This is a genomic window from Aeromonas sp. CA23 (genome assembly GCF_002587065.1).
Classification (GTDB): Bacteria; Pseudomonadota; Gammaproteobacteria; order Enterobacterales; family Aeromonadaceae; genus Aeromonas; species Aeromonas bestiarum.
The window spans coordinates 2,373,354-2,394,897 of sequence record NZ_CP023818.1; the positions used below are offsets into that span (position 1 = coordinate 2,373,354).

At 60.9% G+C, this 21,544-nt stretch carries 19 protein-coding genes; 12 read left to right on the forward strand and 7 right to left on the reverse strand.

Features of this window, described 5'->3' with window-relative positions:
- Nucleotides 1-79 precede the first annotated feature (79 nt).
- The 7 genes from hemA (at nt 80) to CK910_RS11330 (ending at nt 7,214) form a co-directional block, all read left to right on the forward strand.
- Nucleotides 80-1,336: a glutamyl-tRNA reductase gene (hemA, locus tag CK910_RS11300; protein WP_043135619.1), complete on the forward strand. Its 1,257-nt coding sequence runs from the start codon at nt 80-82 to the stop codon at nt 1,334-1,336.
- A 53-nt stretch (nt 1,337-1,389) separates the two neighbouring features.
- Complete coding sequence (gene prfA, locus CK910_RS11305) at nt 1,390-2,478, forward strand: peptide chain release factor 1 (RefSeq protein WP_005317010.1); 1,089 nt, start codon at nt 1,390-1,392, stop codon at nt 2,476-2,478.
- Between the two features lie 49 nt (nt 2,479-2,527).
- The gene (prmC, locus tag CK910_RS11310; protein WP_098983031.1) at nt 2,528-3,382 is read left to right on the forward strand and encodes a peptide chain release factor N(5)-glutamine methyltransferase; all 855 of its coding nucleotides are present in this window, start codon (nt 2,528-2,530) and stop codon (nt 3,380-3,382) included.
- Nucleotides 3,383-3,425: 43 nt separating this feature from the next.
- Nucleotides 3,426-3,809, forward strand: coding sequence for a SirB2 family protein (locus CK910_RS11315; protein WP_098983033.1), 384 nt, complete (start codon nt 3,426-3,428; stop codon nt 3,807-3,809).
- An 11-nt stretch (nt 3,810-3,820) separates the two neighbouring features.
- Nucleotides 3,821-4,621, forward strand: a complete 801-nt coding sequence (locus CK910_RS11320; RefSeq protein ID WP_098983035.1) for a SirB1 family protein — start codon at nt 3,821-3,823, stop codon at nt 4,619-4,621.
- Nucleotides 4,622-4,777: 156 nt separating this feature from the next.
- On the forward strand, nt 4,778-5,632 hold the full coding sequence (kdsA, locus tag CK910_RS11325) for a 3-deoxy-8-phosphooctulonate synthase (protein WP_042037513.1): 855 nt from the start codon (nt 4,778-4,780) through the stop codon (nt 5,630-5,632).
- A gap of 304 nt (nt 5,633-5,936) precedes the next feature.
- Nucleotides 5,937-7,214 carry a dicarboxylate/amino acid:cation symporter gene (locus CK910_RS11330; protein ID WP_098983038.1) on the forward strand — a complete coding sequence of 426 codons (1,278 nt, stop codon included), beginning with the start codon at nt 5,937-5,939 and terminating at the stop codon, nt 7,212-7,214.
- A 163-nt stretch (nt 7,215-7,377) separates the two neighbouring features.
- Here CK910_RS11330 and grcA read toward each other — a convergent pair whose 3' ends face one another.
- Complete coding sequence (grcA, locus tag CK910_RS11335) at nt 7,378-7,758, reverse strand: autonomous glycyl radical cofactor GrcA (protein WP_042867771.1); 381 nt, start codon at nt 7,756-7,758, stop codon at nt 7,378-7,380.
- A 732-nt stretch (nt 7,759-8,490) separates the two neighbouring features.
- On the opposite strand from grcA, the gene ung reads away from it, so the two are divergent.
- Complete coding sequence (gene ung / locus CK910_RS11340) at nt 8,491-9,159, forward strand: uracil-DNA glycosylase (RefSeq protein ID WP_043135777.1); 669 nt, start codon at nt 8,491-8,493, stop codon at nt 9,157-9,159.
- A 223-nt stretch (nt 9,160-9,382) separates the two neighbouring features.
- Nucleotides 9,383-9,931, forward strand: coding sequence for a hemerythrin domain-containing protein (locus CK910_RS11345; RefSeq protein WP_043555223.1), 549 nt, complete (start codon nt 9,383-9,385; stop codon nt 9,929-9,931).
- A 50-nt stretch (nt 9,932-9,981) separates the two neighbouring features.
- Here the strand turns inward: CK910_RS11345 and CK910_RS11350 are convergent, their stop codons facing one another.
- Together CK910_RS11350 and tal are read right to left on the reverse strand one after the other, a co-directional pair.
- Nucleotides 9,982-10,164 carry a DUF3545 family protein gene (locus tag CK910_RS11350; protein WP_042867775.1) on the reverse strand — a complete coding sequence of 61 codons (183 nt, stop codon included), beginning with the start codon at nt 10,162-10,164 and terminating at the stop codon, nt 9,982-9,984.
- Between the two features lie 160 nt (nt 10,165-10,324).
- Nucleotides 10,325-11,275 carry a transaldolase gene (gene tal / locus CK910_RS11355; protein WP_043135607.1) on the reverse strand — a complete coding sequence of 317 codons (951 nt, stop codon included), beginning with the start codon at nt 11,273-11,275 and terminating at the stop codon, nt 10,325-10,327.
- Between the two features lie 722 nt (nt 11,276-11,997).
- Between tal and CK910_RS11360 the strand changes: the two genes are divergently transcribed.
- Nucleotides 11,998-13,440, forward strand: a complete 1,443-nt coding sequence (locus CK910_RS11360; RefSeq protein WP_043135606.1) for an alanine/glycine:cation symporter family protein — start codon at nt 11,998-12,000, stop codon at nt 13,438-13,440.
- An 84-nt stretch (nt 13,441-13,524) separates the two neighbouring features.
- On the opposite strand, the gene CK910_RS11365 is transcribed toward CK910_RS11360, so the two are convergent.
- From CK910_RS11365 to CK910_RS11375, 3 genes are read right to left on the reverse strand one after another with little or no spacing between them, the layout of a single operon-like run.
- Nucleotides 13,525-15,498 carry a transglutaminase TgpA family protein gene (locus CK910_RS11365; protein WP_098983043.1) on the reverse strand — a complete coding sequence of 658 codons (1,974 nt, stop codon included), beginning with the start codon at nt 15,496-15,498 and terminating at the stop codon, nt 13,525-13,527.
- On the reverse strand, nt 15,485-16,474 hold the full coding sequence (locus CK910_RS11370) for a DUF58 domain-containing protein (RefSeq protein ID WP_098983045.1): 990 nt from the start codon (nt 16,472-16,474) through the stop codon (nt 15,485-15,487). Before CK910_RS11370 ends, CK910_RS11365 begins: the two co-directional genes overlap by 14 nt.
- A gap of 14 nt (nt 16,475-16,488) precedes the next feature.
- Nucleotides 16,489-17,409, reverse strand: coding sequence for an AAA family ATPase (locus CK910_RS11375; protein WP_098983048.1), 921 nt, complete (start codon nt 17,407-17,409; stop codon nt 16,489-16,491).
- Nucleotides 17,410-17,633: 224 nt separating this feature from the next.
- On the opposite strand from CK910_RS11375, the gene ampC reads away from it, so the two are divergent.
- Entirely contained in the window at nt 17,634-18,782 is a 1,149-nt protein-coding gene (gene ampC, locus CK910_RS11380; RefSeq protein ID WP_098983051.1) for an FOX/MOX family class C beta-lactamase, read from the forward strand.
- Between the two features lie 97 nt (nt 18,783-18,879).
- Here ampC and CK910_RS11385 read toward each other — a convergent pair whose 3' ends face one another.
- On the reverse strand, nt 18,880-19,281 hold the full coding sequence (locus CK910_RS11385; protein ID WP_098983053.1) for a DUF6232 family protein: 402 nt from the start codon (nt 19,279-19,281) through the stop codon (nt 18,880-18,882).
- A gap of 745 nt (nt 19,282-20,026) precedes the next feature.
- Between CK910_RS11385 and dtpB the strand changes: the two genes are divergently transcribed.
- Nucleotides 20,027-21,529 (forward strand): dipeptide/tripeptide permease DtpB, encoded by a 1,503-nt coding sequence (dtpB, locus tag CK910_RS11390; protein ID WP_098983055.1) that lies wholly within the window; start codon nt 20,027-20,029, stop codon nt 21,527-21,529.
- Nucleotides 21,530-21,544: the final 15 nt, after the last annotated feature.

The following is a 21,544-nucleotide window of genomic DNA, read 5'->3' on the forward strand; positions in this document are numbered from 1 at the left end:
ATTGCTTTTAAAGCCTTACCCTTTCTCGTACAATTGACGGCCTTTACTCCCAGCGCACAGATACGATCACCACCCACTCATGAGTTTGCTTGCCCTCGGAATCAACCACAACACCGCCAGTGTCGCCTTGCGGGAGCGGGTCGCGTTCGGCCCGGACTGCATCGATCGCGCCCTGCGTGAGCTGGTCACCCAACCCGGCGTAAGCGAGGCGGTGATCGTCTCGACCTGCAACCGCACCGAGCTTTACTGCAGCCTGGCGCAGGGGCAGGGGGAGCAGGTACTGCACTGGCTGCAACGTTTCCATGCCCTGGACGCGGCCGAAGTGGTGTCCGCCATCTACCAGCACTGGGACGAAGAGGCGGTGCGTCACCTGATGCGGGTGGCCTGCGGCCTGGATTCCCTGGTGCTGGGGGAGCCGCAGATCCTGGGGCAGATCAAGCAATCCTATGCCCATGCCCAGCAGTCCGAGGCGGTGAAGGGGTCGCTGGAGCGGCTGTTCCAGAAATCCTTCTCCGTGGCCAAGCGGGTGCGCACGGACACCGAGATAGGCGCCAGCGCCGTGTCGGTGGCCTTTGCCGCCGTCAGCCTGGGTCGCCGTATCTTCTCCGATCTCTCCCAGACCAAGGTGCTGCTGGTCGGTGCCGGCGAAACCATAGAACTGGTGGCCCGCCATCTGCGCGAGCAGAACGTCACCCAGATGATGGTGGCGAACCGCACCTTACAGCGGGCCCAGTTGCTGGCCGAGGAGTTCGGTGCCCGGGTGATGACCCTGGAAGAGATCCCCGATTATCTGCATGAGGCGGACATCGTCATCAGCTCGACCGCCAGCCCATTGCCCATCATCGGCAAGGGCATGGTGGAGCGCGCCCTCAAGGCCCGTCGCTTCAAGCCCATGTTCCTGGTGGATATCGCCGTGCCGCGGGATATCGAGGCCGAGGTGGATGAGCTCTCCGATGCCTACCTCTACACGGTGGATGACCTGCAGGGCATCATCGAGCAGAACCTGGAGACCCGCAAACGGGCCGCCGCCGAGGCGGAGCTCATAGTGCAGGAAGAGCGCGATGAGTTCATGGGCTGGTATCGCAGCCAGCATTCGGTGGACCTCATCCGCGATTATCGTCATCAGGCCCAGCAGGTGGCCGATGAGGAGTTGCAGCGCGCCTTGCTGGCCCTGCAACAGGGCGAGAATGCCGAGCAGGCCCTCAAGGCCATGGCGCACCGCCTCACCAACAAGTTGATCCATGCACCCACCCAGGCCCTGCGCCAGGCGGCGGCCCAGGGGGATCACCATCAGCTCTCCCGCCTGCGTCAGGTGCTGGGATTGTCACCAGAGTAATTGTTCGGGGTGGCCGACTGGCGGCCCCTTCCTCCATCGAGAAAACAAGATTTATGAATCCGTCACTGATCAGAAAGCTGGAAGGCCTCATCGAGCGCCACGAAGAAGTACAGGCCATGCTCGGCGAGCCCGGGGTGGCCTCGGATCAGGATCGCTACCGCGCCCTGACCCGGGAATATGCCCAGCTGGAAGATATCGTTCACGCCTTCCAGCGCTTCCGCCAGGCCGAAGAGAACCTGGAGGCCACCAAGCTGATGCTGGAAGAGGATGACGCCGACCTGCGCGAGATGGCGCAGGAGGAGTTGCCGCTGGCCAAGAGCACGCTGGAGGAGCAGGAGCAGGCGCTGCAGGTGATGCTGCTGCCGCGGGATCCCAAGGATGACAACAACTGCTACCTCGAGATCCGGGCCGGTGCCGGCGGTGACGAGGCGGCCATCTTTGCCGGTGACCTGTTTCGCATGTATTCCCGTTACGCCGAGCGTCAGGGCTGGCGCATCTCCATCGTCAGCTGCAACGACGGCGAGCACGGTGGCTACAAGGAGGTGATCGCCAAGGTGGACGGCGAGCACGTTTACGGCCGCCTCAAGTTTGAATCCGGCGGCCACCGGGTGCAGCGGGTACCCGAGACCGAATCCCAGGGCCGGGTGCACACCTCCGCCTGTACCGTCGCCGTGCTGCCGGAAGTGCCGGAAGCCGAGCAGATCGAGATCAATGCGAACGACCTGAAGATAGATACCTTCCGTGCCTCCGGGGCCGGTGGTCAGCACGTCAACAAGACGGATTCGGCCATCCGCATCACCCACCTGCCGACCGGCCTGGTGGTGGAGTGTCAGGATGAGCGCTCCCAGCACAAGAACCGTGCCAAGGCGATGTCCGTGCTCTCCGCCCGCCTGCAGGCGGCCGAGGATGAGCGCCACCGCGCCGCCGAGCAGAGCACCCGTCGCAACCTGGTGGGGTCAGGCGATCGCTCCGAGCGTATCCGCACCTACAACTACCCGCAGGGTCGCCTCTCCGAGCACCGCATCAACCTCACCCTCTATCGCCTCGGCGAGATCATGGAGGGGGATCTGGACTGCATCATCAGCCCCATGATCCAGGAGTATCAGGCCGATCAGCTCGCCTCCCTGGCGGAAAACAGCTGATGCAGCCCGTTTGTGCAGATATCGCCGTCACGGCGATGGCGTGCTACTGATGCAGATCCAGCAGGCTCGCGCCCACATAATGGCAACCCTGGCCGGGGGCGAGTCTCCCCGCGCCGACGCCGACGTGCTGCTCTGTCATCTGCTCGGTTGCCGGCGCAGTTATCTGATGACCTGGCCGGAGCGTGAGCTTGACGCCGCCCAGCAGGCAAGGCTGCAAGACTGGCTGAGCCGCCGCCTCAACGGCGAGCCCATCGCCCACCTCATCGGCGAGCGGGAGTTCTGGTCACTGCCGCTCAAGGTGAGCCCGGCCACCCTGATCCCGCGCCCCGACACCGAGGTGCTGGTGGAGCAGGCGCTGGCGCGCTTGCCTCCAAGGCCAGCCGCGCCGGATCAGGCCCCTTGTACCTTGCTGGATCTCGGCACAGGCACAGGGGCCATCGCACTGGCGCTCAAGTCGGAGCGACCGGATGCCGATGTATGGGCGGTGGATAGGATGCCGGAGGCGGCCGCACTGGCGCGCGCCAACAGCGCCGCGCTGGGGTTGCCCATAGAGGTGCGGGACGGCAGCTGGTTTGAACCGCTCTCGGGCGCGCCGCGCTTCGGGATGATAGTCTCCAACCCGCCCTACATCGACGGCGCCGACCCCCATCTGGCCGAGGGGGATGTGCGTTTCGAACCGCGCTCCGCCCTGGTGGCCGATGAGCAGGGGCTGGCGGATATCCGGCTGATAGTGGCCGGTGCGCCTGCCCATCTGCTGCCCGGTGGCTGGCTCCTGCTGGAGCACGGCTGGCAACAGGGTGAGGCGGTGCGTCAACTCCTGCTGCAGCACGGCTACAGCCAGGTGGAAACCGTGCGCGATTACGGCGATAACGAGCGGGTGACCCTGGGGCGCCTGGCTCGGTGATGATGACGGGCGGGCCCGGCCTGCCTCTGTTCAAGGACATGTTATGTATGTTGCTCTCAAACATCTGCATCTGGTGCTGATCGCCTCGGCCGTGCTGATGTTTATGCTGCGTTTTTACTGGGTTCAGAAGGGGGTGGCCGGCGCCTATGGCAGCCGGGTCCTGCGACTGAGCGGCTGGTTGAATGGGCTGGTGGTGCTCTCCGGCGTGTTGCTGTGCATGGTGCTGGATCTCAATCCGCTCAACAACGCCGCCCCCTGGCTCAGCGAGAAGCTGACCGCCATCCTGGTGGTGGCCTTTTTGGCCACGATGGCGCTGCGGCTGGCCCGCAACAAGGGTATCCGCTGGTTTGCCTTCCTCGGTGCCCTGGGTTGGCTCTTCTTTATCGCCAAGCTTGCGCTGCAGAAGCAGGCCGGTCTGTTCGGTTAAGGATGATGACTATGATACGCGTAGACGAATGGACCGATTTCGAGGCCCACGACATCGCCGAGCTGGCGTTGTCGGTGAGCGACGAGATCCATGGTATCGGCGGCCGTGGCGATGCCGAGCTGGCCCGGCTCGATGCCTGGCTGGACGAGACAATCGACGAGGGCAACTGCGACGAGGTGCGTCGTCAGCTGCTGCAGGGCTTCTACCAGACCCTGGGTTTTCACGGTGACTGGCAGGATTACTTCTCCGCCGCCAATTGCGATCTGGCCCAGGTGCTCGTCCGCAAGCAGGGCATTCCGGTCAGCCTCGGCATCCTCATCATACAGCTGGGCCGCAAGCTCGGGCTGGATGTGGAGGGGATCTGCTTCCCCGGTCACTTCCTGGTGAGCTTCGCCGGCAGCGAGGGCGAGGTCTATGTGGACCCCTTCACCGGCGACGAGTTGAGCCTGCACCGCATCGAGCTGCTGCTGCGCGGTGCCCTCGGCAATCTGGCCACCCTGACCTCCGAACACCTGCAGCCCTCGGGCCAGTGGGAGATCATCGAGCGGCTGCTCAACGTCAGCAAGGGTGCCCTGCTGCGGGAAGATCGCATGACGGAAGCGCTGCGCTGCAGCGAACTGCTGCTGCGCATGAAGCCCGGCGATCCGCTGGAGACGCGGGATCGCGGTTTCATCTACGAGCAGCTCGACTGCCCGCGCTTCGCCGCCGACGATTTTGAATACTTTATTGAACAATGTCCGGACGATCCTGTGGCCGATGTGCTCAAGGTGCAACTGGCCGCGCTGGATCTGAGCCCCAAGCCTCTCCATTAAAGGGCCGGGAGCTGCAGCGGACCAACTGGGATTCAAGCCCCTGGCCCCTTCACTCAAGGGCGGCTGGGAACTGAAACAGAAGAGTATCAAGGCCGGTGTGCCCAAGGCGCAGCGGACTAATTTGGATTCAAGCCCCTTCACTTAAGGATGCCTGAGATGGAACAGAAGAATATCAAGATCAATGACATCGATGTAGCCAACGACAAACCGTTCGTGCTGTTCGGTGGCATGAACGTGCTGGAATCCCGCGACATGGCGATGGCGGTGTGCGAGAAGTACGTGGAAGTGACCAGCAAGCTGGGCATACCATTCGTGTTCAAGGCGAGCTGGGACAAGGCCAATCGCTCCTCCATCCACTCCTACCGCGGCCCGGGCCTGGAAGAGGGGATGAAAATCTTCCAGGAGCTGAAAGCGACCTTCGGCATGCCGGTCATCTCGGATCTGCATGAGGTGCATCAGGCCAAGCCGGTGGCCGAAGTGGTTGACGTCATCCAGCTGCCCGCCTTCCTGGCGCGTCAGACCGATCTGGTGGAGGCCATGGCCCGTACCGGCAACGTCATCAACATCAAGAAACCGCAGTTCCTGAGCCCAAGCCAGATGAAGAACATCACCGACAAGTTCGAGGAGTGCGGCAACGATCAGCTGATCCTGTGCGAGCGCGGCGCCAACTTCGGTTATGACAACCTGGTGGTGGACATGTTGGGTCTGGGGGTGATGAAGAAGAGCACAGGCGGCTATCCGGTGATCTTCGATGTGACCCACTCATTGCAGTGCCGCGATCCGCTGGGGGCTGCCTCGGGTGGCCGTCGGGATCAGGTGACCGAGCTGGCCCGTGCCGGCATGGCGGTCGGCCTGGCCGGTCTGTTCATCGAGTCACACCCGGACCCGAAAGTGGCCCGTTGCGATGGCCCGAGTGCCCTGCCGCTGGAGAAGCTGGAAGGTTTCCTCAAGCAGATGAAGGCGATCGACGATCTCATCAAGGGCTTCGAGCCCCTCGATACCTCCGCCTGATCCATGGCGCCTGTGTCGTGATGCAAAATGCCCCGCCATGCGGGGCATTTTTATATCCGGAGTGTTGTCATTGAGGTCTTAAATAAATCATCGACCAACTATATCACGGTTGCCGTGGTGTTAATGATGTTAAATGTATTGTGTGATTAATGTCTCTTAATTGCTTCTTATAACGTGTGAAAGTGGCGCCGTTACGATGACGAAATAGCATGAAGCTGGCGAGAGAACTATGATCTCTCGTTACGGCTCCCTGCATGCTTATTTCTGCCATATGAGATGTCGATTAATTAACAGGACGTTAATAATGCGAAAGAAAATATTCAGCAGCCTTTATTTCCAGGTGCTGCTTGCGATCACCCTGGGGGTATTTCTGGGGCACGTCTATCCCGACCTCGGGGCGGATATGAAGCCACTGGGTGATGGCTTCGTTAAATTAATCAAGATGATCATAGCCCCCGTTATTTTCTGTACCGTGGTGACGGGTATCGCCGGCATGGAGAGCATGAAGGCGGTGGGGAAAACCGGTGCCATAGCGCTGCTCTACTTTGAAGTGGTGAGCACCATAGCGCTGGTCATTGGGCTGTGCGTGGTCAACCTGTTGCAGCCCGGGGTGGGCATGAACGTGGACCCCGCCACGCTGGACGCCAGTTCCATCTCGGCCTATGCCGAGCAGGCCAAGTCGCAGGGCATCATCGCCTTCCTGCTTGACGTGATCCCGGGCAGCGTGATCGGCGCCTTTGCCAGCGGCAATATTCTCCAGGTGTTGCTGTTTGCTGTGTTGTTTGGTTTCTCCCTGCATCATATTGGCGAGAAGGGAAAATTAATCTTCAATGTCATCGACAGCTTCTCCCAGGTTATTTTCGGCATCATCAACATGATCATGCGACTGGCGCCGGTCGGAGCATTTGGTGCCATGGCCTTTACCATAGGGAAATATGGTATTGGCTCGCTGATCCAGCTGGGCCAATTGATCGCCTGCTTCTATATGACCTGTCTGCTGTTCATTTTTCTGGTGTTGGGCAGCATCGCCAGGGCGAATGGTTTCAGCATCCTGCGCTTTATTTCCTACATCAAGGAAGAGCTGCTGATCGTGCTGGGAACCTCCTCTTCCGAATCCGTGTTGCCGCGCATGCTGGTCAAGATGGAGGCGCTCGGCTGCAAGAAGTCGGTGGTGGGGCTGGTGATCCCGACCGGTTACTCCTTCAACCTGGATGGCACTTCAATCTATCTGACCATGGCGGCCATCTTCATCGCCCAGGCGACCAACACGCCGCTGGATCTGTTCCAGCAGATCACCCTGCTGGTGGTGCTGCTCATCTCTTCGAAAGGGGCGGCCGGTGTCACCGGCAGTGGCTTCATCGTGCTGGCGGCCACCATCTCGGCGGTGGGGCACTTGCCGCTCGCCGGGTTGGCGCTGATCCTGGGCATAGATCGCTTCATGTCGGAGGCGCGTGCCCTGACCAATCTGATCGGCAACGGGGTGGCTACCGTGGTGGTAGCCCGTTACTGCGATCAGCTCGATGAGCAGCAGATGCACGAGGTGCTGGGATCGTCGCCCCAGAAGGCGGATCAACAGGGATAGCGACGAGCGGGCCCTGGGCATGGCTGTCATGCCCCGGGCCCTGCCAGAGCCAGATTTGCCGCCCGCAGGCACTGACCCATAGGCCAGCCAGGGGCGGACAGTCAGACATAAAAAAACGGCCCGAGAGGGCCGCTTTTCATGGTGCAGATCACCGCAGAGGGAATTACAGGCTCTGGGTAAAGGTACGGGTGACCACGTCACGCTGCTGTTCCGGGGTCAGTGCGTTGAAGCGCACGGCATAGCCGGAAACACGTATGGTCAGCTGCGGGTACTTCTCCGGGTTGGCGATGGCGTCTTCCAGGGTCTCGCGACGCAGGACGTTGACGTTCAGGTGCTGACCACCTTCCACGGCAGGTTCGGCTTGAACCGGCAGCTCACGGTATTCGAACTGACCCAGGTCAGAGACGCTGACTTCCTGATCGGCGGTGAAGGTGTCGCCCTTGGCGCAGATGCAACGAGCCTGTTGCTTCTCTTCGTCCAGCAGCCAGAAAGAGTTCAGCAGCGCTGCGTTGGTGGACTGGGTGATTTGGATGCCCTTGATCATGGTATGACTCCTCATAGGAAAGCGGATTCAACTGTAAGGAAATTACCCTGATGTATTTAAACCACCGGGATGATTTAAAGGGCCCTTGCCTTACACCTTTACTTTGTTGGGTCATATATACCACGATGGTAATAATACGAAAATTGATCTAAATCAAAAAATACGCGATTTGCGCCTGTCTGTAGGGATTAAATTATTGAGGTTAATCAAAAATAGGTCATTTTTCTGATTATGTAAGATATCCAAATTATGCATCTTTCATTAATTAAATCTAGTAATTTAACTACATGTTATGGCTATTTGACTCCGTGGAAGTCTGGGCGCAGCCGGCCTCACCGGCAGACTGGGCCAGGGTACAGGGCCGGATGTCCATCGTCCGGCAACCCAGGATTCTCGTCTTCGCTATAAAAGGAAGCGGATCCGCCGGCAGGGGCTCAGGGGAAGGTGAGGCCCTCCGCCTTGGCACACTTGGCGAAGCGGGCAGGTTCGGCCCCCGCGTTTTCTGCCGCTCTCGATGAGGGGGCATAATGGCCATGGCGACCAGCCGTGTGGGGCTCAGCCAATGGCGCTGCGGTTGCGTCTTGTGGTCTGCCCCCCTATCCTGAGCCCCTTGCCGCATTAATTGAGGATATTGGGGTGCTGACCTGGACAGATGTACTGGATTCGGAGAAAGAGGAGAAGGGGAGAGGACCGCAGGGGTCTGATCCTGCCGCATTGATTGAGGAGGCTGGGGTGCCGAGCTGGACAGATGTGATTGGCTCTGAGAAAGAGCAGGACTATTTCAAGGCTACCCTGGCGACCGTCAGGAGCGAGCGGGAAGCGGGCAAGTTAATATACCCCCCGGCGACCGAGGTGTTCAACGCCTTCAAGCTGACCGAGCTGGATCGGGTCAGGGTGGTGATCCTGGGTCAGGACCCGTATCACGGCCCGAACCAGGCCCATGGCCTCTGCTTCTCCGTGTTGCCCGGCGTGCGCACACCTCCCTCGCTGGTCAACATCTACAAGGAGATGCAGCGGGATCTGCCGGGTTTTGTCACACCCAATCACGGTTTTCTGGAGTCCTGGGCCCAGCAGGGCGTGCTGTTGCTCAATACGGTGCTGACGGTGCAGGCAGGCATGGCCCATTCTCACGCCCATCTGGGCTGGGAAACCTTCACCGACAGGGTCATAGAGCAGATCAACGCCAGCTGTCAGGGGGTTGTCTTCCTGCTGTGGGGGGCTCATGCCCAGAAGAAGGGCCGTTTCATCGATCGGCAGCGCCATCACGTGCTGAGCGCGCCTCATCCCAGCCCGCTCTCCGCCCATCGCGGCTTCATAGGTTGCGGCCACTTCTCCGAAACCAACCGTCTGCTGGCCCAGCAGGGGATGAGCCCCATCAACTGGCATTCGGTCTGCGAGTAGCCGGCCCAGGCCAGACTGATGTGACCCCGACAGTGCGAGCCCGAGAGGGCTCGCACTGTTTCTGGTCGTCTGCGGACAGGGAGAAGACGGCAATCGAGGTCATCTGAAGGAGGGGGTATGAGCCGGGATTGTCTGCGTCAGATTTGATTGAGTGCAAAGTTAGCGTAATAAATGACCGTATACTCGAGACAGGATCTTTCTCAAATCAGTGCAAGGAGTGCCCATGTTAGCCAGTCTGCATAAGGACCACCTCAACATCGCCAAGCTGTTGCAATTGCTCAAGAACAAGCTTGCCGCCATTCGCAGTGAACAGCCGGTCAGCTACTTCCTGATCCGGGATGTGGTGGATTATTTGCGGGAGGTGTCGGACAAGTACCACCACCCGAAAGAGGACATGATCTACGACTACTACCTGAAATACCGGGTGGTGGAGGGCGAGGTCGCCAACCGGTTGCAGGAGGAGCACACCAGACTGCTGGAGGCCGGTGCCGAGCTCAAGGAGATGGTGGAGATGATACTGATGGATGCCGTCATCCCGCTGGATCAGTTCACGGCCAAGCTGGAGCAGTTTGTGGCGCTGCAAGAGGCGCACATGAACTATGAAGAGGGGGTCATCTTCCCCCATCTGCGCGATTCGCTGACCGAGGACGATTGGCGTCACCTGGAGCAGATCTGGCATAACCGGGCCATAGGGGATCCCCTGTTTGGCGCCGAGATCAGCCAGCACTTCCAGGAGCTGGCCAAACGCCTGTCGTTGCCACTCTCCTCCTGACAGTCACAAGCCACTAAAAAACAGCGCCCCGGTTAACCGGGGCGCTGTTTTTACAGTTCGATCTCTTCCGAGAGACCTTCGTAGGCGATGTCGATGGATTGCAGCTCCTTCTGCAGGCGATGCTTGTCTTTCAACGCCTCAATCTCACGCCATTTACGTTTCTTTCCCGTTGTCCCGCGGCTACGTGAACCGAGCTCAACTACATCGTCATAATCGAAGTTGAACATTTCCATGGCTCCCTCCTTGGTTATTCTCGTTTTCATCACCCGTATAACATAACGCCATTAAAATTAAAACGTTTTCGTGACGAACTCATGACAGGGGATCCAGCGCCCATAAAAAAACCGGACTCCCTCGCGGGAGTCCGGTTTTTGTCTGCTCTTGGCACCCTGATTAGAGGCGGCTGGCCAGCATGGTTTCCAGCTTGCCCTGGTCGATGGCGAACATGCGGATGCCCTCGCCCAGCTTCTCGTGGGCCATGGCGTCCTGGTTCAGTTCCCAGCGGAATTCGGCTTCGCTCATCGGAGCCGGTTTGGCCTTGCGCTCGCCTGTGTAGTTCAGCTTGCGTACCACGGCGCCTTCGGTCTTGCTCAGCTCTTCCAGCAGGGCCGGGCCTATGGTCAGGCGGTCGCAGCCGGCCAGTTCCAGGATCTCGCCTGTGTTGCGGAAGCTGGCACCCATGACCACGGTCGGGTAGTCGTGCTGCTTGTAGTAGTCGTAGATGGCGGTGACGGAAACCACGCCCGGATCTTCGCTCGCGGTGTAGTCACGGTTGTGCTTGGCCTTGTACCAGTCGAGGATGCGGCCCACGAACGGGGAGATCAGGAAGGCGCCGGCTTCGGCACAGGCACGGGCCTGGGCGAAGGAGAACAGCAGGGTCAGGTTGCACTGGATACCCTCTTTCTCCAGCACCTCGGCGGCACGGATCCCTTCCCAGGTGGAGGCCAGCTTGATCAGGATGCGATCGTTGCTGATACCGGCTTCATTGTAGAGACGGATCAGTTTGCGGGCCTTGGCGATGCTGGCGGCGGTATCGAAGGAGAGACGGGCGTCCACTTCAGTGGAGATGCGGCCCGGAACGATTTTCAGGATTTCCAGACCTATGTTGACCGCCAGCTTGTCGCCCGCGTCGATGATTTGCTGTGCCTTGTCCTGGCTCTGGGCTTTGGCCCAGTTGATGGCGTCTTCGATCAGCGCCGCGTATTCGGGGATCTCGGATGCCTTCAACACCAGGGAGGGGTTGGTGGTGGCATCGATGGGCTGGTAGCGCTTGATGGCTTCGATATCACCGGTATCGGCGACAACTGTGGTCAGGGCTTTCAGCTGGGTTAATTTATCGGCCATAGCAAATATCATCTCTTAATGAGGGAGGGATCCCGGGGTTGCGGGCGTGAGACGACAGTTCTGAAATAAAATTACAAAATCCCGGCGGCTCAGGCTCAGAAAAGCACGATGGGGGAGGCCCATCGCCATTGCCTGCCTAATTAATACGGATGTGGCGCATCCTGCAATAGGGGGGCTTGTATGCTTATCAGCCAGTCGCCGGCGCCGCGGGGAAGAAGTGGATAAAAGTGATTGATAAAAAACGACTTTTATCCATTTTTAGCAAATGGATTTATCCCCCGATAAAAACAACTTTTTTGGTTGATTATCGGTTTTGTGTCATCGATCACATAAATTGTGTGGTCAGCCACTTGAAATTTTATTACGTGTAAAACGTTTGGCAAAATGGGGCCATTTTGAAATCCATTTCAGGTAAACGCTTGCGCCCTAGTTTGCTTCCCCGTGAACGCATCTACCTCTATGTAGATAATTGCCAAGTTGTGCTCTTTTGGGTCTAATTTGTCGGCTGATTGATTGAGTTTCAAGTTTTGTTGAAAATTTGCGTGTTAAATGAAGCTTTATTGCGCCGGACAGCTCGTTTTTTGTTTTCTCAGTGATCGCGATCACTATTCTGAACTCCCTCGCTATGCTAGATTCCGCCCCTTTAGTGAACCGCTAATTCAGAAACAGACAGCAAGGGGCCAGCGCAGACTGGCCATGGACGTGATAACAACGAGAGACATATGGACACCTTGATCGCAATGATTAACGACCTGATGTGGGGAGCCGTGCTCATCTACCTGCTCATCGGGGTCGGCATCTTCTTTACCTTCCGGCTGGGCTTTATCCAGATCCGCCATTTTGGCCACATGTTCTCCGTGTTGCGCAATAGCCGCAAATCGGACAAGGCCGGCATCTCCTCCTTCCAGGCACTCTGTACCAGCCTTGCCGCCCGCGTGGGTACCGGCAACCTGGCCGGTGTGGCCGTGGCCATCTACCTAGGTGGCCCGGGTGCCATCTTCTGGATGTGGCTGATCGCCTTCATCGGCATGGCGACGGCCTTCGTGGAGAGCACTCTGGCCCAGCTCTACAAGGTGAAGGACGAGGATGGCAACTACCGTGGTGGCCCCGCCTACTACATGGAGCGCGGCCTCGGCATGCGCTGGATGGGGGTGGTATTCTCCCTCTGTCTGTTGCTGGCATTCGGCCTGGTGTTCAACGCGGTGCAGGCCAACTCCATCAGCCTGGCGATGAACGTGGCGTTCGGCATTCCTGACTGGGCGACCGGCCTGGCGCTGGTGGTGCTCTCCGGCCTCATCATCTTCGGCGGCATTCGTGGCATAGCCCGCTTCGCCGAACTGGTGGTGCCCTTCATGGCGCTGGCCTACATACTGATGGCGCTGTTCGTGGTGGCGATGAACATCAGCGAACTGCCAGGGGTGTTTGTGCTGATCATCAAGTCGGCCTTCGGCATCGAGCAGGCGGGTTCCGGCGCCATGGGTTACGCCATCTCCCAGGCGATGATCAACGGCATCAAGCGCGGTCTCTTCTCCAACGAAGCCGGTATGGGTTCAGCCCCCAACGCGGCCGCGACCGCGACCCCCTATCCGCCGCACCCGGCCTCCCAGGGCTATGTGCAGATGCTGGGGGTTTTCCTCGACACTATCGTCATCTGTACCTGTACCGCGGCCATCATACTGATGTCCGGCCAGTTTGAACCTGGCTCCGGCATCACAGGGGTCGAGCTGACCCAGCGGGCGCTCTCCTCCCAGATAGGTGGCGGTGGCAACATCTTCATCGCGGCGGCCATCTTCTTCTTCGCCTTCACCTCCATAGTGGCGAACTACTCCTACGCCGAGACCAACCTGGTGTTTCTGGAGCACAACCACAAGGGCGGCCTGATGCTGTTCCGGATGTTCGTGCTGGGCATGGTGATGTTCGGTTCCGTGGGTGAACTGCCGACCGTGTGGGCCATGGCGGATGTCTCCATGGGGCTGATGGCCATCGTCAACCTGGTGGCCATACTGCTGCTCTCCGGCGTGGCCATCAAGCTGGCCAAGGACTACAACGATCAGCTCAAGCTGGGCAAGGTGCCCACCTTCGATGCCAACAAGTACCCGGAGATCCGCAGCCAGCTGGAAGAGGGGATCTGGGACAATCCGCCCCAGAGCAGCAAGCAGGCCTGAGTCTGACGCACGCTGTTGCCTGATGAACAAGGGGAGCTACTGGCTCCCCTTTTGCTTGCGCGGGATCCTGATGGGCGCCCGGCGCTATCTCTGCCCATCCCATGCGCGGCAGGTCTGGCGCAGCCGTCGCTGCAGTTGCTGCCAGACCCGCTGCCGTTGTCTCGGGGAGAGGGGGGCGTAGCGCCAGCGTCGATAGAGCCAGGCGCAGCGTGCCAGCGGTCGCGCCAGTAGAGGGACAAGGGAGCCGAGCCGCGCGCACCAGCTGGCCAGACTCTCCCCCTCGGCGGGTTGCCACCCCTGGCGGGCGGCACGCCGGCGCAGGGGGCGCCACAGCCGCTGTTGCGGCGGCGCCCGCCCCGGCCACAACAGCAGCGTACCCACCAGGGTGGCCACCCCCAGCAGGCAGGCCAGGATCAGCCAGGCTGTGTGGCTGGCCAGCACAGGCCAGCGCGCTCCCACCTGTTGCCACAACAGGGCTGCATCGTAGTTGAGCACCCGCCGGGTCCACTGGTAGTCGAGATTGGCGCCCCACCAGCGCAACTGGTTGAGCAGGGCCCAGTTGCGATAGCGCTGCAGTGAGAGGGGATCGGCGGCGGTGAACTCGTCGCTCAGGGCCGCCGTCATGCCCCCCTCTATCCGTTGCGGTGCCACCGCCGCCGTGGGGTCCAGCCGCTGCCAGTCGCCCTGCTCATTCAGGTATTCCACCCAGGCGTGGGCATCGAACTGATGCACCTCCAGGTAGTTGCCCCTGGGGTTCCACTCACCGCCGAGATAGCCGGTCACCAGCCGCGCCGGAATGCCGGCCGCCCGCAGCACGAAGGCGGTGGCCATGGCGTAGTGGCCACAGAAGCCGCGCCGACTGTTGAACAGGAAGTCATCCACCCCATCCGGTCCCAGCAGCGGCGGTTGCAGTGTGTAGTAAAAGGGTTCGCGCCGAAACTCATCGAGCAGGGCCGAGGCCAGCGCTGCCCGGTCGGGATAACGGGCTGCCAAGGTGAGGGCATGGGCGCGGGCCCTGGGGTTGCCGGCCGGGGGCAGTTGCAGGTTGAGCCGCCGGGCGGCGAGGTCGGCCTTGGGCGCTGTTGGCTCGCTGGTGACCCGGTAGCTGATCCTTTGATCCCCCCGGTCCCGGCGATAGAGGGTGGTGAGCGGGCTGACTTGCACCGGGCCGCTCACCACCCTGGGCCTGGGCAGGGCCAGGGTCCAGCGGTGGCGCTGGGGTTCGGCAATCACCTCGTAGCTGGCGCCAGGCAGGGCCCCTGCACTGGCCTGAAGGGGCGCAGTCTGCATGGGTTGGGCTTGTTGCCACTGCCGGATCTCGGCGCTCAGCCGCCAGCGCCGGCCATCGAACAGCTCCTGGCGCATCACGGGAAAATAGCGCTCATTGGCGGGGGGCGGGCCGTCGGCAAAGGTGACACGAAAGGCCAGCTCGGAAGAGTTGACCAGCTCGCTGATGTCGCCGGGGGCCACCTCTTCCGAAAGACCCGACAGGGCGCGGCTGGTGGTCGGCATCTGCCAGAGCGGCGGCAGCCTGGGCAGCACCAGAAACAGGGTCAGCAGAAGGGGAAGGGCCAGCAGCAGCGAGAAACCCGCGCTGCGCCACGGTTGTTTCTGTTCGGGGGCCACGGCGGTCACCAGCGCCGTCACCGCCAGCCAGAGGGCCCCCGCCATCGCCAGGGTCCAGCCCATGCTTTGGCGCTGCACCAGCGTCAGTGCGATGAGAAAGAAGGCGAGCAGCAATACCTGCTCTATATCCCGTTCCCGCCGCACTTCGATGATCTTCAGGCTGTAGCCGAGCCAGAGCAGGTTGATGAGGGCCGGCAAGGTGCCCAGTGCCCGCCACTGCCAGGCCAGCAGCAGGGCCCCTGTGATGGCCAGCAGCGCCAGTGCACGAGCGGGGGGGGCGCGCCAGCCCCGCCACAGCATCATGGCTCGCACGCTCAGGGTGAGGGCGCCGACGGCGACGATCCAGAGCTGCAGCTGGGGCCAGAGTGCCAGCACCAGCAGCAGCTGTTGCAGGGCGATGAGGGGCAGCAGGCGCCGGTTATCGAGCAGCATACGGGCTGGCCTCGTCTGCCTGAGCCTGCAGGTTGTCGACGCTGGCCAGCGCCAGCTGGCAGCGCTGGAGAAAGGCGGGGCCACAGTCAGGGCCGAGCGTCTGCCCCGCCAGGGTCAGGGTGAAGGGAATGCCCCGCCTGCCGTAATCACCACACCACCAGGCCAGCACCGCCAGCCGCTGCTCCAGATCTGTGCCCGTTACCCGCGTCAGGCTGAGGTGGGTGTCATCCTGCCTCGGCTCGTGGAACTGCTTGACCAGCAGGCCGCGCCCCTGGGCGAGCTGCTTCCAGGCGATCCGGCCGAAAGGCTCCCCACTCTGGTATGCCCGCAGCATGTCAAAGTCGCCGAGGGGGGCCGGACCTGGCTGGCCCTGCGCGCCGTGCTGAGCTGACAGTTCCTCGCTTCGCAACAGCCCATGCAGGGGCTTGGGGGAGAGCCAGGCCTCCAGTTGCAGGTCCAGCAGCGACCAGCAGCGAAACAGACCGAGGGGGTAGCGGCTCTCCACCCGCAAGCGGCCCAATGGCAGACGGCCCCGTCGCAGGCCCTGCACCGGCAGGGTCAGGCACTGGGGAGCCGAGCCGGCCTGCGCCAGCCAGAGCGACCCCTCGTTGAGATTGAAGTGCAGCGCCTGCACCGGGCGCGGGCTCTGCACCGTCACCCGCATGGGCAGCTGGCTGCCCGCCTCTCCCAGCACAGCGGGTCCTCCCAGCAATGCCAGCCCCAGCAGGTTGCGATGGGTGAGCCACATGGCGGCCATGAAGAGGCTGCCGAGGCAATAAGATACCAGCAGCACCAGGTTGTTCTGGTAGTTGGTGCCGAGCAGATAGATGGCGATCATCACCAGCAGATAGAGCAGCCCCATGCGAGTAGGCAGGATAAACAGGCTGCGCGGCCCCAGGGTCATCTGGCGGGCCGGCGGGATGCGGCGGGCCAGCCAGCGTCGCTGCCAGCGCTCCCTCCACTGGCGCCAGCCCATCAGGGAGCGTCTCATCAAGGATTGTCCGGATCGACCCTGGCCAGCAGGCGCTGGCTCAGGGGGCAGGCCTCGCCGCGCTGCACGCCGAAGCTGCCCCTGAGCCTGTGCTCGGCCACATAGGGGAAGACGGCCTGCACATCTTCCACAGTGACGAAATGGCGCCCCGCCACCAGCGCCCAGGCTCGGCTCACCGCCAGCAGGGTCTGGGCCGCTCTGGGGGAGAGGGGCTGGGGCAGCTCGGCATCGAAACGGCTCTGCTGCACCAGCGCCAGCAGGTAGTCGAGGGTGGCATCGGAGACATGGATGGCATCTCCTTCGGCCTGCAGGGCAGCAAGCTCGGTGGCATGCAGCTGCGGGAGCAGGGGCTGGCTCTGGCGGTGGCCGCGCAGCAGCTGACGCTCCGCTTCCCGTGGTGGAAAGCCGAGCGACAGCCGCACGGCGAAGCGGTCGAGCTGGGATTCCGGCAGTGGATAGGTGCCCGCCTGATCCGCCGGATTCTGGGTGGCGATGACGAAGAAGGGGGAGGGGAGTGGGTGGGTGTGGCCCTCTATGCTCACCTTGCCCTCGGCCATGGCCTCTAGCAGGGCGCTCTGCACCTTGGGGCTGGCGCGGTTGATCTCGTCCGCCAGCAGCACCTGGGTAAAGACGGGGCCGGGGTGAAAGCGAAATTGTTGCTGGTGGGGGTCAAAGATCTGCAACCCCAGCAGGTCGGCCGGCAGCAGATCTGCGGTGAACTGCACCCGTCGACAATCCAGCCCCAGCACCTGCGCCAGCCCGTGGGCCAGGGTGGTCTTGCCCATGCCGGGCAGATCCTCGATCAGCAGGTGACCACGGGCCAGCAGGGTCACCAGGGCTATCTTGAGTTGCAGCGGCTTGCCCAGGATCACCTGCTCCAGTGCCGCCAGCAGTCGTGCTATGTGCTCTTGTCCCTTCACCCGCGCCTCCCTTGTCTCCTTTCGCCCCTACAGCTTATACGTCAGCGGCGGGAGAAGGCGCGGAACTACGGGATAAACCCTTGAGACGGGTCATGTTTGGGGGCGACTTCACACAGACTTCACCCAGGCGCACAGTGGACACATGCTGGCCGGTTATGCTGGCCTCACACCTTGACTGCGCCTGCCACCATGCCGGCGCTTTTATCCATCGCGAGACTCATCCAATGAAACAAAACACTGCCGTGTCACTGCTTGCACTGAGTGCCCTGCTGCTCTCCCCCCTGTCCCACGGCGAGGGGGCGGATCCCCTGACGACCGTGGTCGACGGCGCCATCCAGCCTCTGCTCAAGGAGCACAGGGTTCCGGGCATGGCGGTCGCCGTGCTCAAGGATGGCAAGGCGCACTACTTCAACTACGGGGTGGCGGATCGGGAGAGCGGTGCTCGCGTCAGCGAGCAGACCCTGTTCGAGATTGGCTCGGTCAGCAAGACCCTGACCGCGACGCTGGGGGCCTACGCCATCGCCAAGGGGGGCTTTCAGCTGGATGACAAGGTGAGCCAGCAGGCTCCCTGGCTCAAAGGCTCCGCCTTTGATGGCATCACAATGGCTGAGCTCGCCACCTACAGTGCGGGTGGCCTGCCGCTGCAGTTCCCCGACGAGGTGGATTCGAGCGACAAGATGCGGGCGTATTACCGGCACTGGACACCGGCCTATCCGGCGGGCAGCCATCGCCAATATTCCAACCCCAGCATAGGCCTGTTCGGCCACCTGGCGGCGAGCAGCCTGGGCCAGCCGTTTGAGCAACTGATGAGCCAGACTCTGCTGCCCAGGCTGGGTCTGCACCACACCTATATTCAGGTGCCGGAGTCGGCCATGGCGAATTATGCCTACGGTTACTCGAAGGAAGACAAGCCCATCAGGGTCAATCCGGGCGTGCTGGCGGCAGAGGCCTATGGCATCAAGACCGGCTCGGCGGATCTGTTGAGATTTGTCGAGGCCAACATCGGCTATCAGGGGGATGAGGCGGTCAAGAGTGCGATCGCGCTGACCCACACAGGTTTCTACTCTGTGGGGGACATGACCCAGGGGCTGGGCTGGGAGAGTTACGCCTATCCGGTCACCGAGCAGACATTGCTGGCGGGCAACTCCTCGGCGGTGATTTACAATGCCAACCCGGTCAAACCTGTTGCCGCGTCCCAAGAGACGGGCTTGGCGCGACTCTACAACAAGACGGGCTCGACCAACGGCTTTGGCGCCTATGTGGCGTTCGTGCCCGCCAAGGGAATCGGCATCGTCATGCTGGCCAACCGCAACTATCCCAACGAGGCCAGGGTCAAGGCGGCCCACGCCATCCTGAGCCAGCTGGAGTTGTGATCAGCCGTATCCATCTGTCTGTCGGCCAAGGGGGCGATGGATAAATGTCGTGAAATACGCCGGGGCTGCCCCGGCGTATTCGTGTCAGGCGCCCGGACTATTGCATCAGCCGACGGGTGAGAATATCCGCCTGTTGCCGGAACAGGGCGAAGTCTTGCTGGTGGCGGCTTCTGGCCACAGTGACCCATTGAATGCCGGTCTCATCCCCATGCCGCACCTCGATGAGCAACTCATATCTGGCATATTGCAGCAGTGCGAACAGCATGCCCGCAATAAACAGCAGGGGAGCCAATATAGTCGTCACCTCGGGCGCTGTATTGAACAGGGGCAGCAGCCAGACGGCGAAGGAGAATATCAGGCCTATGCCGGCCGCCCGCAGCAGCTGTTTTGTCAGGCTGGATTGTCTGGCCTTGATATTCACTATTTTGGCGAGCGGATATTGCTCCCGCTTGATCCTGAGTCGATCTCCGCCGATATCAAAATCCGATGACTGATACATGTTTCACTCCCACAGCGCCCGACATCATGCGGGCGGCCCATTGGAATTGATATACCCGGGGGCGTCAACGGACCAGATTGGTTAATACTCGCGGGTGCGTATCAGTATTTGTCAGTACCTGGGTCATGACGGGTCTGTTGTCCCTCTCTTCATGTCAGTGATGGTGGTTGCCGCCACCCTGTTCGCCATACCACCTGCTCGCTTGCCAGGCATGTCAGGGTCGAAAATTCACGCCCCATATGGCGCCGTTTGCGCTACAAAAAGTAATCCGGTTTCATTAGAAAATGTCATTAATTGGTTATCTTCTAGTGTGATCAACCATTAAGTTCGTTAGATGCTAGTGATATAGCATGCCAATCCTTGATCGTGTGGTTTTAACCTTGTCTGGTTGGTTGCGAAGTGCGGCCTTGCCTGCTGGCCGAGCCGACGATCGGGGTACCAGGCACCATCACATCAAAATAGGGAACCTGATCCGGGGGCGAGGAGGCACGGGTGAGATCAGGCAATGCTGTCTGCGCGAGGCCGCGCTATTTAGTCATTTGCCAAGTGGGCTCAGTGTCCGCCTCCGATATTTAAATAGGCACCCTGATACAGGCCAAATAAGCATGACTGCGGGTAGATGAATATTCATCTCGTCAAACCTGGCTGTCGCCCCATATGACATATCAGGCGCAGGACTGCGCATCAATGCGTGGATCCTGCCGCTTTGACATGAATAAAAGAACATACACACAGGTAGGTTAGTATGCATCCATCCGCCCCGACCGGGTTGTTACAGCAACCCAAACCGTTTTTCATGATCTTCTTCGTCGAACTCTGGGAACGCTTTGGCTATTACGGCGTACAAGGCATCCTGGCGGTTTTCTTTGTCCAGCAACTGGGTTTTTCACAGGAGCAGTCATTTATTACCTTCGGCGCCTTCTCGGCGCTGGTATATGGACTGATCTCGGTCGGCGGCTATGTGGGTGACCATATTCTGGGCACCAAGCGCACCATGGTATTGGGGGCCATAGTGCTGGTCATCGGCTATTTCATGACCGGCATGTCGATCTACAATCCCGACCTCATCTTCTATGCCCTGGGCACCATTGCCGTGGGCAACTGCCTGTTCAAGGCCAACCCGGCCAGCCTGCTCGCCAAGTGCTATGGGCCAAGGGATCCCCGTCTGGACGGGGCCTTCACCCTGTTCTACATGTCGATCAACATTGGCTCCCTGATATCCCTCTCGCTGGCCCCGGTCATTGCCGATCATTACGGCTATACGGTGACCTACAACCTGTGCGGGGTCGGCCTCATCATAGCGCTGCTGACCTTCTTTGCCTGCCGCAACATGGTCAGGGACATAGGCTCGGAGCCGGATCATCTGCCGCTCGACTACGGCAAGCTGCTGCTGGTCTTGCTGGGGGCGGTGGCGCTGGTCTTCTTCTGCGCCTGGCTGATGCACCACGTGGTGATCGCCAACATGGTGTTGATGACGGTGACCCTGGTTGTGGTGATCTTCTTCTTCCGCGAGGCGTTCAAGCTGGATCGCATCCACCGCAACAAGATGTACGTGGCCTTCGTGCTGATGCTGGAGGCCGTGGTGTTCTACGTGCTCTATGCCCAGATGCCGACTTCGCTTAATTTCTTCGCCATCAACAACATGCATCACGAGATGCTGGGCTTTACCGTCAATCCGATCAGCTTTCAGGCCCTGAACCCCTTCTGGGTGGTGGTGGGCAGCCCCGTGCTGGCCATGATCTATACCCGCATGGGCAGCCAGGGGCGGGATCTGACCATGCCGCTCAAGTTTACCCTGGGCATGTTCTTCTGCTCCCTTGGCTTCCTGACCGCGGCGGCGGCGGGCATCTGGTTTGCCGATGCCGGCGGGCTGACCTCGCCCTGGTTCATGGTGCTCATCTACCTGTTCCAGAGCCTGGGCGAGCTGATGATCAGCGCCCTGGGGCTGGCCATGGTGGCGGCGCTGGTGCCGCAGCGGTTGATGGGCTTCATCCTGGGGATGTGGTTCCTGACCCAGGCGATGGCATCCCTGCTGGGGGGCTATGTGGCGACCTTTACTGCAGTGCCGCAAGGGGTGACGGATCCGCTGCTGACGCTGCCCATCTATACGGATGTATTTGGCCAGATAGGACTGGCGACGCTGCTGGTGGCCGTGGTGATGGCGCTGATGGTGCCCTGGCTCAACCGCATGATGAATGCCGGCCCGGCGGATGAAGAGGATGTGCTCCCGCAACAGGCCAAGGCCTGATGGATATGGTGAGGG

Bases quoted from the DNA above. Each gene is read 5' to 3' on its own strand.
- hemA (WP_043135619.1), top strand. From the start codon at position 80: ATGAGTTTGCTTGCCCTCGGAATCAACCACAACACCGCCAGTGTCGCC.
- prfA (WP_005317010.1), top strand. From the start codon at position 1,390: ATGAATCCGTCACTGATCAGAAAGCTGGAAGGCCTCATCGAGCGCCAC.
- prmC (WP_098983031.1), top strand. From the start codon at position 2,528: ATGCAGATCCAGCAGGCTCGCGCCCACATAATGGCAACCCTGGCCGGG.
- CK910_RS11315 (WP_098983033.1), top strand. From the start codon at position 3,426: ATGTATGTTGCTCTCAAACATCTGCATCTGGTGCTGATCGCCTCGGCC.
- CK910_RS11320 (WP_098983035.1), top strand. From the start codon at position 3,821: ATGATACGCGTAGACGAATGGACCGATTTCGAGGCCCACGACATCGCC.
- kdsA (WP_042037513.1), top strand. From the start codon at position 4,778: ATGGAACAGAAGAATATCAAGATCAATGACATCGATGTAGCCAACGAC.
- CK910_RS11330 (WP_098983038.1), top strand. From the start codon at position 5,937: ATGCGAAAGAAAATATTCAGCAGCCTTTATTTCCAGGTGCTGCTTGCG.
- grcA (WP_042867771.1), bottom strand. From the start codon at position 7,758: ATGATCAAGGGCATCCAAATCACCCAGTCCACCAACGCAGCGCTGCTG.
- CK910_RS11345 (WP_043555223.1), top strand. From the start codon at position 9,383: ATGTTAGCCAGTCTGCATAAGGACCACCTCAACATCGCCAAGCTGTTG.
- CK910_RS11350 (WP_042867775.1), bottom strand. From the start codon at position 10,164: ATGGAAATGTTCAACTTCGATTATGACGATGTAGTTGAGCTCGGTTCA.
- tal (WP_043135607.1), bottom strand. From the start codon at position 11,275: ATGGCCGATAAATTAACCCAGCTGAAAGCCCTGACCACAGTTGTCGCC.
- CK910_RS11360 (WP_043135606.1), top strand. From the start codon at position 11,998: ATGGACACCTTGATCGCAATGATTAACGACCTGATGTGGGGAGCCGTG.
- CK910_RS11365 (WP_098983043.1), bottom strand. From the start codon at position 15,498: ATGCTGCTCGATAACCGGCGCCTGCTGCCCCTCATCGCCCTGCAACAG.
- CK910_RS11370 (WP_098983045.1), bottom strand. From the start codon at position 16,474: ATGGGCTGGCGCCAGTGGAGGGAGCGCTGGCAGCGACGCTGGCTGGCC.
- ampC (WP_098983051.1), top strand. From the start codon at position 17,634: ATGAAACAAAACACTGCCGTGTCACTGCTTGCACTGAGTGCCCTGCTG.
- CK910_RS11385 (WP_098983053.1), bottom strand. From the start codon at position 19,281: ATGTATCAGTCATCGGATTTTGATATCGGCGGAGATCGACTCAGGATC.
- dtpB (WP_098983055.1), top strand. From the start codon at position 20,027: ATGCATCCATCCGCCCCGACCGGGTTGTTACAGCAACCCAAACCGTTT.